We start from the raw sequence: 12,855 nt of genomic DNA on the forward strand, positions 1-12,855 counted from the left end.
GGAAATATGCCAATGTGGATGAAGCACGCTGGCTAGGGAAATATTGTTCTGGTTTCTCGGGTGGCCGCCACGTTATTACGATTTCTCCCGTGCAGAAGGGCGTTCAAGCGATTCAGGCCACGCTATATAACCGCACTGGCGATATGTTAGAGATCACGACTCTTGGCTTTAAGGGAATGGATAGCCCAGAAAGCGGAAAATCAAATTTGCTTGGCCTGGGGCGAATGCTACAACTTGATGATAACGCGAGGATTTATATCGGCGTTGGCATGAGAGAGGCTTTTGCCGTATTTCGTTACCAGTATTCCCCTTCTGGCCGCGTGCTGTCCGGCAGAGCCTTCTCCAAAGGGTGGCCTTGCGAAGATGCATGGTTCTGTCACTACGACAATGACGGGCAACTTATTGAAATAACGTCGGATGATGCGCCTGTCTGGCAGAAGAAGTGAGCGATGTAAATAGCCTGCTGCTCTTAATAATGGATACGAGAAATACTGATGTACGATGAACTGATTTTTACCCATGAACCGAATGCGTCGCATGATGCCTATGTCGGCGGCGGGGCTTATTTACCCAGTGAAATGTCCTGGCCACACTCTGCTGATGGAATCCCCCTTACCCATCTGGTCTCTTTTCCCGGAGCGTGGTATTCACCGTCATTCGTACCGAAGCACTATTGGGTATCTGTATTTATCCCCTACTTGTCGGGGGAAGTTTTTCATTACCGCAAGCTGCGTGCGATTGAGAGTAATTCTGAGGCGATCGTATTGGGATATATTCGCTCTGAAGTTGAGCGCAACGAAGTCGCTAATCCAATTATCGATCGCGGAAGCATCCATATATCAAGAAGTGCGGATTCAGATGATGAAGAAAATTTAGCCTCTAAGTTAGGTGGCATTGATGCCTGGCTGCAAGGGGTTATCACATCAAATATAGGGCAGAGAAGAGTGTCTATTTATGGGGGCGATCTCGATGCTGCGCTGCCGCGTCATAAAGGAATACTCTCAGATGGCATGGGCTATCTCTTTTTAGATGAGCGTTTCTGGGATAAAACAGCAAATACATGTGGCCGATTTTTTCTACAACTTGGCTAACGCTCTGATCTAAATATGAGAAGTATCAATAAGCGAGGAACGATGGCTAGAATACGTGTCATTGGCACATCGATAGAGTCGATTCAAGCCGCAGAACGTGAGCTAGGCCGTAAGCTACCCCTCTCTTTTTCGGACTGGCTTCTGGTGAATAATGGAAGAGCGCTTGGCGCATTAACGATATTCCCGGTATTTGATTCTCGCGACCCGAGAAAAACATGGGAATCAATCGTTCGTCATTTTCAAGAAGGCTGGCAGGCATGGCTGAACAATTTTTCCGATACGACACAGGATTTCTCGACCCTTTTGCCTTTTGCGGAATGTGGTACGGGAGATTATTACTGTTTTGATTACGCCGTATTAGGGAAAGCAGGGGAGCCGATTATTGTTTTATGGTCACATGAAACGGGAGAATCAACCCAGCAGGCGGATAATTTTGGCGTATTCCTGACGATGTCAGAGCGGATTGAGTAATGTGTTGAGGTGAGCGTTTTATAAGGCTGGTCACCGGTTGGGCTTCAGGCGGAAAGCCTCGTTGAGTTCTACTTCATCCTCCGCATCCCCATCTTCAAAGCATTTGAAAGCTTTCCCGCGTAGTGTTTCCCGCACGAGCGTGTACAGATCGACAGAGTTAACGTTAACCTGAAGCCACAGCGAGCCATCGCCTTCATCGATCAGGCGGACGTCATAATCAGCGTGATTGCTTAGGGATTTGTCTTTCAAATAGATATCACCATTTTCGGCACGAATGCAGGCCTTACTGCGTTTAATCATGCTCATGACATGTTGAGCCGCCGAGGCATCATCAAAGACTAATTTGTACTCATAGCTCATATTTTGAGTATCCGCTGTTAGTTTTCACTATCTTCATCAGAGCCCTGCCTCAATATTCTTCCCATTCTGGATACGACATGTATTTTTACCTAAATCTCAGGCAGGTCGATATTATTGTGGGAAAGGATCATGGCTATTTTTCCTACAAACTCAACCGGAAGCGTTGTTGGTGTTCCATATATATCCACAATGCCGACCTCTACCGCGATATCAACAAGATAAGAGAATGCTTCAATATCCTGCGGTGACATCGACAGGGTAAGATCTTGCGGTATATCATCTCCCCGGCCATTTAGCGGCAGTAACGCACCTTTCCTTTCCCATTCAACCAGACTGCCATTTTCAGGGTAACAATTAAGGTGAGTTATCAGCGTGTCGATTGCGGGGTGTTGAATCAATTTTGCGCGGCAATAGGCCTGCAAACAATCGGAGGCATAGTGTTGCAACTCTCTTGGGGAAAATCTGGCTATTTTGTTAAAAACGTCTGACATCGTCATTTCCGATTGGATATTTTCACAACATCCAAAGTAAACGTTTCTGGCGATAAATTGCAAACTGAACGGTGTGAGGTTTATTTCGTGGGGATCCAGGCTATTTCTTCATGAGGGTAGTATGGTTTAAAAGAGTATATTAATTAAAAAGATATGCCTTTATACTCGTCATACTTCAAGTTGCATGTGCGTTGGCTACGTTCACTCACCCGAATCACTTACTTGAGTAAGCTCATCGGGATTCCTTCGCTTGCCGCGTTACAAGGCTTATAAATAAGCCTTGCCCTAGCTGGCCAACGCTTTGCGTTGTTCAAAAACGCCTCGTCGTTTTTGTCCTGAAGCTCGAATTATTTAGAGTATATAGCTGATTATCGGATGGCTGGGAAATAGCAACTTTTGATGATTAACCCGTCACTATTTCCCAGTGATTTAATCGCCGTCAATTAGGCAAGTATCAGCGCCTCATTTGCAGCAATGGTTTGTTGTATTTGGGGGGTGTTCAGCAGGCTATCTAATCGTGCCAGTGCGGTCCTTAATGGCACAAGCTCCACTCCGGATGCATCGATATCAACAATTCGGGGTTGGTCATCGTTCAAATCGTCAATAATATCCAGAATCCAGGTTATATTCTCACTGACGTTTTCACAAATAACTTTCAATTTTCCATAGAAGCCAGAAATTTGAGTGATTGAGGCCAGTTTCGTACGCGTGTTCTTTTCCTCCTGATGCAACTCTTCTACTTGTTTTTCCAGCGCGGTTACACTTCCCTCGTCGTGCTTTTGCTGGTCACGTAGTGTGACTTGCAGATTTCTGGCAACTTTCAGTTTGTTTTCGTCTTCTTTCAACGCATTTTGATAGTTGTTTATTTCATCGCGCAGAATACTGATGCGTGCGGCGTCTTGATCGACCAGCGACTTGATGCCCAGAAAAGCGCGATCGAGGCCAAGACTAAAAATCGATGCGAAGATGCTGCCAACTGAACTATCATTGAGACGATCAAGCTGCCGTTGATGTTCGTTCCGTTCTCGTTCCGAGTTACTTAGGTTATGTGACAGCGCCTCCAAATGCTGTTGGAGTTCTTGCATATTCACATCCCCTTTTTTATCTCAATCTCCAGATCCGAAATCTGTGTTTGAATTTTCATCATCTCTGCATTTAATTTACCGCTCTGAAGAATGATCGCTGCAACGGCTTCCGTTACCTTTCTTTGCTCTGTTTTGTAAAGCTGTTCCCCTTGTATTGTCTGGGTGTGTAGATACGTCACGTCATCGGTCATTCTGGTGACAACAGCGATAGCCTCCTCCTTGCGCTGATGATCCAGATAAGTAGCAGCTTCAGTTAACCCTGCGACAACCGTTTTGAGTGCTTCTGAAGTTGGTTGCAATTCGTTTTTCGCATAGAACTGTATTTGATTACCCATCTCGATGACTCCTTGTTATTGCGCAATGAGGATGGCACGTTGCTGTTCCAGCTCGATGCTTTGGTTACGGGACGCAAGCAGGTTGTTTTGCACAATGAGGGCAAGATTTTTGGCTAGCTCTGGTGCTTTGCGTATGGCTTCCTGGATTGTCGGAGATTCACTCAAATATTGGACGGCTTTTTTCTGCGCATCGGCGGCTGCCAGAAGGTAATCTCCCGACAAGCCATTTACCGCCACCCATTGGCATAGATAGAGGAAGAACGATCGCATAAAATGCGGATCCTGATATTCTTCCAGACGGGTTTCGAGATCCATTTCCTTGAGATCTTCCAGATCGCGCTGAAATCCGCTGCTGGTCATCCGGTCGCAATATTGTGACATTTGGTCCCAGAACAGGCTGGCGTTGGTCAGCGTGCCGATAACTTTGCCCAAAGCATCTATCGCGCTGTGCAGAGAATTCACTGAGAGTGTGGAATTACCTTGTTCGACTTTGAGGTTCTTCAGGCTTTCTGCATATTCAGCCAGGGCAACCAGTGAGGCTCGTTTTTCTTTCTGTAGTTCAAGCTGTTTGTTGAGTAGATTGATTCTTTCTTCACGGACTGAGTTTTCAGTTGACGCTGCCGTTTCAGCCATCTTGCTGGTTGATGCTGCAAGATTGGTCAGTGCCGTTCCCGCCGCAGCATAGGCTTTACTGCTGTCTTTCGCTTCCTTCTCCAGCGATTTGGCGGTTTTGGTCAACTCAGGCAGTTTTGCTGCTGCAACGCTATGCGCCGTTTCTTTGTCGCTGCGTTTTACCCGCAGCGCAGCAATGTCTTCCGGTTTGGCGGCGCTGTCTTTTTCCAGATTGGTCAGCGCGGTGTTTAGCACATCAAGTTCGTCTTTCAGGCTATTCACAATACTCTGCTGAGCCGACAGTTGATCGGCAGCCTCAGTATATTTTTTCTGAGCCTTATCGAATTCTTGTTTTGCACTGTCCATACTAGACTGTGCGGCTTTGATTTGTGCATTATCGTCAATGGATGAGCCAGCCTTGCTCATTATTGCCGCTACCGGATTTTTGGCGGCAGAATAGGCTCCCAGCCCCGCGCCGATTGCGTTGGTAACAGCGCTGACGATGCCCAACACCAGGGCTTTGGTTGATTCTTCCGCCTCTCGATTTTTGGCGTCTTCATACAACGCCTGAGTGGTGGCAATATCTTCTAATAATGCTTGCTGATTGGCTTCTTGCGCTTTCTGTTTGGCGATTGTTTCTCGTTCGGCTTTCTGTGCGGCGAGCAGTCGATCATTTTCACTGGCTTCTTCCAAAATGGTGTTTGATTTGGCTTTGGTGGAGTCAACCTGTAATGCTTTGAACTGTTCGGCCAGCAATATGGCTTTTACTGACATAGCACTTGAAGATTCCTTACAGTGCGCCAGTTTTTTGAACGCCAGCTTTTCCTGTCCTTTCGTCAACCAACGGTAACATTGTTGCAGTAATTCAATAATATTCTGCGTTTCGCTCTGGAACGTTGTCATGGTGGTAATGCATTCATTACATAACATCGCCAGTCGGCTTTGCAGTCTGGCGATTTCTGCCTGCAACGAACCGCCTTTTGCACCTGCAACACCATGATAAGCGACATAAAACAGTTCGACGGAAAGGTCCAGATTCTGGGTAATGTCGTTAAGACTTAATTGCCCGAGTACTGATTTTTTCTCTCGTTGAACAAGGGGGTCATTAAAAGGAGGGACTTTGGCAAGGTCATACTGTTTTTCTTCGATAACAACGATGTATCCGGTGTCGTTTCCTGAGTTACTCATATCTTGTTTCTCCTTGTTATCATGAAGGGAATGAAGTGCTGTGCTGTAGACATAGAGAGAACATGACTATTTCAACCTGCTCCCCAGTGTCTATTTACGATTCGGCGGTAGCTTCTGCTCAGAAAGGGCGGCCAAACGACCGTCGACAGCGATAATAAAAGGGTGTGTCGCTATGCACTATTGTCTCAATGGCATAGGCCATCGCGGTTGTGCCGTCTGGATTCCCCGCAATGCCATTCTTTTACCTGTTACTGGTGCAACATAAATGCGCGTGGATAGACTGCGCCCTTTCGTCAATGGGCAATCTGTTCAAGAATTGATTAACACCACCGCAGGACTTTTCGCTATGATTTGCCTCTTTTCCACCTGCATATAGTGAGTTATGGAACGTTTTATTGAGAATCTGATGTACTCATCGCGCTGGCTGCTTGCCCCGGTTTATCTTGGGCTGTCGCTGGGTTTACTGGCGCTGGCGATCAAGTTTTTCCAGGAGGTGTTCCACGTCCTGCCTAATATTCTGGATATCGCTGAAGCGGATTTAGTGCTGGTGCTGCTGTCATTGATCGATATGACACTGGTTGGCGGCTTGCTGGTGATGGTGATGCTGTCCGGTTACGAGAACTTTGTTTCGGCGCTGGATATCTCCCAAGGCAAAGAAAAGCTGAACTGGCTCGGTAAGATGGACTCCGGCTCGCTGAAAAACAAAGTCGCTGCCTCGATTGTCGCTATCTCGTCTATCCATCTGCTGCGTGTGTTTATGGATGCCCGTAACATCCCGGATAATAAACTGATGTGGTACGTGATTATCCATCTGACGTTTGTGCTGTCTGCACTTGTCATGGGGTATCTGGATCGCATGTCGCGTTACGAAAAAAGCAAAACGGCATAATGAACGCCGCACGGTTTGCGTAGCCAGAAGAAAGAAGCGATCCTATTGTTAACGAAGTGATTTTATCAACACGCTTTGTTTAACGGAGGAGACTATGTCGCAAACCCATCAAATTAACCGCCGTGTGGTTCTGGCCCAGCGCCCGCACGGCGCGCCAACACAAGAGACATTCCGTCTGGAACAACAGCCTGTTCCACAGACCGCTGCGGGGCAGATCCTGCTGCGTACGGTCTACCTCTCTCTTGACCCCTATATGCGTGGCCGCATGAGCGACGCCCCCTCTTATGCCAAACCCGTCGAACTGGATGACGTGATGGTGGGCGGAACCATCAGCCGCGTGGTTGAGTCCAAACACCCTGACTATCAGACGGGCGATTGGGTGCTGTCCTTCAGCGGTTGGCAGGACTATGCGCTTTCCGACGGTAAAGGCTTAACGAATTTGGGGCAGTCGCCCACCAATCCTTCCTACGCATTGGGCGTGCTGGGTATGCCAGGCTTCACCGCGTATATGGGGCTGACGGATATCGGCCAGCCTAAAGCGGGGGAAACGCTGGTGGTGGCTGCTGCGACCGGCCCGGTCGGGGCGACGGTCGGTCAGATTGGGAAACTGAAAGGCTGCCGGGTGGTTGGTGTCGCGGGCGGAGCGGAGAAGTGTCGCTACGCGGTTGACGTTCTGGGATTCGATGTTTGCCTCGACCATCGGGCGGATGATTTTGCAGAACAGTTGAAACAAGCCTGCCCGCAGGGCATTGATATTTACTTTGAAAACGTCGGTGGGAAAGTTTTTGATGCCGTGCTGCCGTTGCTGAATACCTCAGCGCGTATTCCTGTGTGTGGGTTAGTCTCCGGTTACAATGCAACAGGGCTGCCTGATGGCCCCGATCGTTTAGCGCTGTTAGCGGGCACGATTCTGAAGAAACGCATTCGGATGCAGGGGTTCATCATCTTTGATGATTACGGGCACCGCTTCGATGAGTTCTGGAAGGATGTGGCGCCGTGGGTGGCCGAAGGTAAGATTAAATACCGGGAAGAGATTGTCGACGGGTTGGAAAACGCCCCCGAAGCCTTTATCGGCCTGCTGCAGGGCCGCAATTTTGGCAAATTAGTGGTTAGGGTCGGGCCGGATGCCTGACAGGCGCTGACGAAAAAAGAGTTGGCGCAAAAATTGCCTGATCTCCCCTGTTATCGTTGCGGGGGAGAAGGTCAATGCATCCTGATTCAGCATCGTTTCGCGTGCGGCCGTTGCAGCCGTGGTTTGTCATTAATGCGGCGGAAGACTACCTGAAGAAAAGCATCAGCCAGTCTCCCATTGCCCATTTTTACAGCTTCACGGTCGATCGCGCCGAACCGATGACGCTGGCCGTACCGGATGGCAGCGTTGATTTGTTGCTGCACTGCTGTCGTGACGCGCCAGGTGGGCGTGTTTGCGGCAGCACGGCATCGGCGCAGATTACCCGACTGATGCCCGGTGAGCGCTATTTTGGCGTACGTTTTATGCCGGGGATCATGCCTGCTTTTCTCGATCTTTCTCCGATGGAACTGGCGGGGCAAGAAATCCCTTTCGACGAAGTGGCTCCTGATGTGCCGCGTTTACTGGGGCGGCTGGTAAACAGTCAGGATTTCAACGAACAGGTCGGCATGTTTCTGCACTATTTTTCCTACTGGACTAACCGCTCGGCACCGCCGCTGTTATTGCAGATTATCGACCTGATTATGGCGCATGACGGCAAAATCCGGGTGGATGAGCTGGAGCGGAAAACGCTCTATTCTGCACGCTATATTCACCGCTTGTTTCATGATAACTGCGGCATGTCGCCCAAAACATTCTGCCGCACGATCCGCTTCCAGAGAGCGCTCGCGCTACTCAATCAGGGAAATATCGACAGCCTGACTATGTTGGCGCAGCGTCTTGAATACGCCGACCAGTCGCATTTTTTCCGTGAATTCAAAGCGTTCTCTTCCTGCTCACCACAACACTATCTGGCACGGCTACAGGCTGTGCGCTATCAGAACCGTATTCGCCAGTGCTGAAGTAGCGCCGCCATCTCACCGCGACGTTGGAGGTGATCCTGTGCTGCGTTTTTGGTGCTCTGTTCTATTTTTTGGCGCAGTGTGCACCAAAAAGACGCTATCACTGCACCGTGGCGTGTGCCGATTTATTCTATTTTCCCCACCCTGGCCATTGCTATAAACGCTCCACACCGTGCGCTATTGCACATTTCTCTTGTGAAGCTGTCCCTTGTGAATATTGTGAGGTTGTTTATGGCACAGGCAAAAGACGTTGTACCGGGTTTTTACACCATTGATGACGCGATCGCACTGGATGGTGACACCACGCGCGCGCTGCAACTGACCCACCTGAACCGCATGCGTTCTCTGGACGGCCATGCCAAATACTTTGTTCGGGCTGAGGGCTGCACCTTCATCGACGATAAAGGCGAAAAGCATCTGGATATGATTGGTGCCGTCGGGGTGGTGACTGTCGGCAATAACAATGAATTCGTGTGGTCCTGCTTGCAGAAGTGTTTCGACAACCGCTTGTTCATGATGGGCGCGATTTCCTATCACAACGTGACGGCGGCGCTGGCACATAACATGGCGCTGCTCTCGCCGCAGGGCAAATTGACCAAAATGGGCACCGCGACCGGGGGCGCGGAGGCGATTGAAGGGATGATCAAGCTGGTTAAGCTCGGCACTCGCCATAAAGCGCATAAAACTCATCTGCTGGCGACGCTGGGTGCGTTTCACGGCAAGACATCCGGCGCGGTCTCACTCGGCGGTAAGGATAAATGGCGTGCGGGGCAGCAGCCCACACTGGGCAATATCGATCATGTGGCCTACGGTTCTGTCTCGGAGCTGGAAAGTGCGCTGGCGACCGGAAAATACAAAGCGTTTGTCGTGGAGCCGATTCAGGGGGAAGGCGGCATTATTGTGCCACCAGTTGGCTATCTGAAGGCCGCGCGTGAACTGTGTGACCGCTATGACACGCTGCTGGTGCTGGATGAAATTCAGTGTGGTGCGGCGCGTACCGGTAAGTTCTGGTGCTGCGAACACGACGACGTGGTGCCGGATTGTATTGTCTTTGCCAAAGGGCTGTCAGGCGGGCTGGTGCCGTTTGGTGGCTATCTCTGTACGGAAGCCTTATATGAAGCCGCATATGGCACTATCGAAACCTGCTATCACCATACCGCCACCTATCAGGAAAACACGCTGAGCGCCGCGGCGGCACTGGGCGCATTACAGTTCATCATCGAACACGATCTCTGCGGCATGGCGGAGCGCAAAGGCGTGCTGATGATGCAGCGGTTGCGTGATATTCAGGCGCGTCATCCACAGGTGATTAAAGACGTTCGCGGTAAAGGCCTGATGATTGGTCTTGAGTTCGGGCGTTTACCGGAGGCACTGCACGCCAGCATGGGGGAATACTACTCGGCGGCGATTGCCGGGCTGCTGGTGGAAAAATGGCGTATCCAGGTGAACTTCACCATCAATAATCTGGCGGTGTTCCGCTTCCTGCCGCCGCTCACGATCAGTGAAGAAGAGTTGGATTATGCGCTGAATGCGTTTGAATCTGCGCTGAACAGTGTCGTCGAGCAGGTCGAGTACGCCAGTGCCTCTGCGGCGACGGTGTGAGGAGAGGATGATGGCATTTACCTATTCACAACCGGTCAGGCTTTGTCTTGGACGGGGAGAGATCGCCCGCGTTGGTGATGAAGTCGCGCAGTGGGGGACATGTGTGCTGCTGGTAACGGGAAAAACCAGCTGCCGTCAAACGGGGCTGCTTGCACGACTGACCGATTTGTTAACCCAAAGCGGTGTACGCTTGGTGCTCTTCGACAGCGTTGAGGCAAACCCGCTTACCACCACCGTAGATGATGGTGCCGCGCTGGCGCGTGAGCAACAGTGTGATGTGGTGCTTGGCGTCGGCGGTGGCAGCGTGATGGACGCGGCGAAAGGCATCGCGTTTATGGCATGTCATACGGGCAATCTGGTGGATTATCTGTTTCAGCCGCCAACCAGCAATGAAGCACTGCCTCTGGTGCTGGTGACCACGACAGCGGGAACGGGCAGCGAAGGCAACTGCGTCGCCGTTTTTACGAATCCTGAAACCCATGATAAGCCGGTGTTTTTCTCGCCTGCGCTGTACGCGAAAACCGCCATTATTGACCCGACGCTCATGGTCACGCAGTCATCCCGTATGGTGGCGTCAACGGGCTTTGACGCGCTCAGTCATAACATTGAAGCGCGGGTGGGCAAGTTCTGCAATCCGATGACGGAAATCATGACCGAGCGCGCCATTCGGCTGCTGACCACCTATTTACCGCGTGTCTGCCGGGATGTGACCGATCTGGATGCCTGGGATCAGGTCTGTTGGGCGAATACATTGGGCGGAATGGCGATCGGGATGTCGGCCTGCGGTCTGCCGCATGCGATGGAACACCCGCTGAGCGGGTTGTACAACATCACCCACGGTGAAGGGCTTGCTGCGTTGTATCCCGAACTGATGCGTTTTTCCTGTGATGACAATATTGCGGGGTTCGCTGCCGTTACCGGTGCGATGAGCGATAGCGTAACGCATCTTGATGATGCCGAACGGGCAAGGCATAGCGTCTACCTGGTACAGCGCTTGCTGGAAAATATCGGACTGACATTTACGCTCCGCGATCTGGGCGTACGCGAACAGGATATTTCCTGGCTGGCGGATAACTGTGTGCAGACGATGGGCGTGAGTTTGGAACAGAATCCGCGTTCAGCGTCGCGTCAGGACATCGAATCGCTGTATCGCGCCTGCCTGTAAGGTGGCATGACGGCAAGGGATTTATCACCGGCCCGATTGCACGGCATGACGCTATCGGGTCCGTTTTGTGTATCCGGGGGGGCAAGATGAATACGCATCAATTGAAGAAAAACACTCTGGGACTGTGGTCGTTGGTCTTTTTTGTGGTCGCTGCTGCTTCACCGTTGACCGGCGTGGTCGGCGGTCTGCCCGTCGCCATCTCCGCAGGCAACGGCGCGGGGATCCCTGCGGTTTATCTGATGGCTGGCGGCATACTACTGATTTTCTCTTTTGGCTATATCGCCATGAGCCGCTATGTAACCAACGCTGGCGCCTTTTACAGCTATATCACGCTGGGCATGGGACGTCGTGCGGGGTTTAGTGCCTTATCCGTCGCGCTGCTGGCTTATTTCGCCATTCAGATCGCAGTCGTCGCGATGTTCGGTTTTTTCAGCAGCATGTATCTACAGGAGCATTTGGGCATCTCACTGCCGTGGTGGATCTACAGCGTCATGATGCTGCTGCTGATGTGTCTGTTAGGGATAGAAAGTGTGGAAGTGGGGGGACGCGTATTGGGCGTGCTGATGCTGATGGAAGTGGGCATCATGCTAGTGGTGGATATCGCGGTTCTGCTATCGCACGATACCGCGCCGATGACGCTGGCGGCATTTTCACCCAGCGTGATTAATCAAGGGAGCATTGGTATTGCGTTAATTTTCAGTATCGCTGCTTTTATCGGCTTTGAATCAACGGCGATCTATGGTGAAGAATGCCGCAACCCTGAAAAAACCATTCCCCGTGCGACGCTGGCCGCCGTGATCTTGATTATGCTGTTCTTTGCCTTCACCAGTTGGATGATGGTGCAGGCCTACGGGGTCGATCAGGTTAGGCAGCAGGCGATTAACGACCCTGGACGTTTTATTCTTAATGTGTCGACTGCGCTGGTTGGCAAATGGTCTGAGCAGATGATATCGCTGTTGTTGATCACCAGCCTGTTCGCGGCTGCACAGGCGTTTCACAACAACATCTCACGCTACCTGTTTAGCATTGGGCGTGATGGTGTGCTGTCTTCCAGGCTGGCGATGGTCAGCAAAAATAAAGGGACGCCTTACGTGGCGAGCATGGTACAGACGGTCTTTGTGCTAGCCGTGCTGTGTGCGATGGTGGTGGCGGGTCTTGATCCGATGATGCAGATCTTTGCGTTAGGATCGGCGATTGCGACGATGGCGATTCTGTTGCTTCAGGTGGGGGTTTCACTGGCAGTTATTTGTTTTTTCCAGCGAGAGACACACCTTCCGGTATCGACCTGGAGCCGCTTATGGGCACCGCTGATCTCCACGGTGGCTATGCTTCTGGCGCTGATTATGGTGGTCAGAAACGTTGATGTGCTGAGTGGTTCATCGTCTCAGATCGTTTCGCTACTGCCTTGGGGCGTGTTCGGTATTGCCATCGTGGGTTACCTGTCCGCCAATCGGGTTCGCATCCCCTCGCCGCAGGAAAATATGCCGTAACTCTCCATCATCAACTGGGCTTATTATGGCGAGATAAGCCTGGTT

General features: G+C 51.0%; 14 protein-coding genes. 9 read left to right on the forward strand and 5 right to left on the reverse strand.

The window, feature by feature from the left end; all coding sequences use genetic code 11:
• Window positions 1–14 precede the first annotated feature (14 nt).
• Genes NAL19_RS02375 through NAL19_RS02385 form a run of 3 tightly spaced genes read left to right on the forward strand, consistent with a single transcriptional unit; the run spans window position 15 to window position 1,562 of the window.
• Window positions 15–446, forward strand: a complete 432-nt coding sequence (locus NAL19_RS02375; RefSeq protein WP_263058649.1) for a hypothetical protein — start codon at window positions 15–17, stop codon at window positions 444–446.
• A gap of 48 nt (window positions 447–494) precedes the next feature.
• Entirely contained in the window at window positions 495–1,091 is a 597-nt protein-coding gene (locus NAL19_RS02380; protein ID WP_263058650.1) for a hypothetical protein, read from the forward strand.
• A 42-nt stretch (window positions 1,092–1,133) separates the two neighbouring features.
• On the forward strand, window positions 1,134–1,562 hold the full coding sequence (locus NAL19_RS02385) for an SMI1/KNR4 family protein (RefSeq protein WP_225086733.1): 429 nt from the start codon (window positions 1,134–1,136) through the stop codon (window positions 1,560–1,562).
• A 30-nt stretch (window positions 1,563–1,592) separates the two neighbouring features.
• Here NAL19_RS02385 and NAL19_RS02390 read toward each other — a convergent pair whose 3' ends face one another.
• The 5 genes from NAL19_RS02390 to NAL19_RS02410 form a co-directional block, all read right to left on the reverse strand.
• Window positions 1,593–1,922 (reverse strand): hypothetical protein, encoded by a 330-nt coding sequence (locus NAL19_RS02390; RefSeq protein WP_263058651.1) that lies wholly within the window; start codon window positions 1,920–1,922, stop codon window positions 1,593–1,595.
• A gap of 89 nt (window positions 1,923–2,011) precedes the next feature.
• Entirely contained in the window at window positions 2,012–2,413 is a 402-nt protein-coding gene (locus NAL19_RS02395; protein ID WP_225086735.1) for a hypothetical protein, read from the reverse strand.
• A 443-nt stretch (window positions 2,414–2,856) separates the two neighbouring features.
• On the reverse strand, window positions 2,857–3,498 hold the full coding sequence (locus NAL19_RS02400) for a hypothetical protein (protein WP_263058652.1): 642 nt from the start codon (window positions 3,496–3,498) through the stop codon (window positions 2,857–2,859).
• A 2-nt stretch (window positions 3,499–3,500) separates the two neighbouring features.
• Window positions 3,501–3,833: a hypothetical protein gene (locus tag NAL19_RS02405; protein ID WP_263058653.1), complete on the reverse strand. Its 333-nt coding sequence runs from the start codon at window positions 3,831–3,833 to the stop codon at window positions 3,501–3,503.
• A gap of 15 nt (window positions 3,834–3,848) precedes the next feature.
• Window positions 3,849–5,633 carry a hypothetical protein gene (locus tag NAL19_RS02410; RefSeq protein ID WP_263058654.1) on the reverse strand — a complete coding sequence of 595 codons (1,785 nt, stop codon included), beginning with the start codon at window positions 5,631–5,633 and terminating at the stop codon, window positions 3,849–3,851.
• 382 nt (window positions 5,634–6,015) lie between these two features.
• Here NAL19_RS02410 and NAL19_RS02415 point away from each other — a divergent pair, with 382 nt between their 5' ends.
• From NAL19_RS02415 to NAL19_RS02440, 6 genes are all read left to right on the forward strand, one after another.
• Window positions 6,016–6,522, forward strand: a complete 507-nt coding sequence (locus NAL19_RS02415; RefSeq protein ID WP_225086739.1) for a TIGR00645 family protein — start codon at window positions 6,016–6,018, stop codon at window positions 6,520–6,522.
• A 94-nt stretch (window positions 6,523–6,616) separates the two neighbouring features.
• Window positions 6,617–7,654: an NADP-dependent oxidoreductase gene (locus tag NAL19_RS02420; protein WP_225086740.1), complete on the forward strand. Its 1,038-nt coding sequence runs from the start codon at window positions 6,617–6,619 to the stop codon at window positions 7,652–7,654.
• A gap of 74 nt (window positions 7,655–7,728) precedes the next feature.
• Window positions 7,729–8,553 carry a helix-turn-helix domain-containing protein gene (locus NAL19_RS02425; protein ID WP_263058655.1) on the forward strand — a complete coding sequence of 275 codons (825 nt, stop codon included), beginning with the start codon at window positions 7,729–7,731 and terminating at the stop codon, window positions 8,551–8,553.
• 231 nt (window positions 8,554–8,784) lie between these two features.
• Window positions 8,785–10,155 carry an aspartate aminotransferase family protein gene (locus NAL19_RS02430; RefSeq protein WP_263058656.1) on the forward strand — a complete coding sequence of 457 codons (1,371 nt, stop codon included), beginning with the start codon at window positions 8,785–8,787 and terminating at the stop codon, window positions 10,153–10,155.
• 7 nt (window positions 10,156–10,162) lie between these two features.
• Entirely contained in the window at window positions 10,163–11,320 is a 1,158-nt protein-coding gene (locus NAL19_RS02435; protein WP_263058657.1) for an iron-containing alcohol dehydrogenase, read from the forward strand.
• A gap of 86 nt (window positions 11,321–11,406) precedes the next feature.
• The gene (locus NAL19_RS02440; RefSeq protein WP_263058658.1) at window positions 11,407–12,810 is read left to right on the forward strand and encodes an APC family permease; all 1,404 of its coding nucleotides are present in this window, start codon (window positions 11,407–11,409) and stop codon (window positions 12,808–12,810) included.
• Window positions 12,811–12,855 lie beyond the last annotated feature (45 nt).

The sequence above is a fragment of the Pectobacterium sp. F1-1 genome, assembly GCF_025643735.1.
Classification (GTDB): Bacteria; Pseudomonadota; Gammaproteobacteria; order Enterobacterales; family Enterobacteriaceae; genus Pectobacterium; species Pectobacterium colocasium.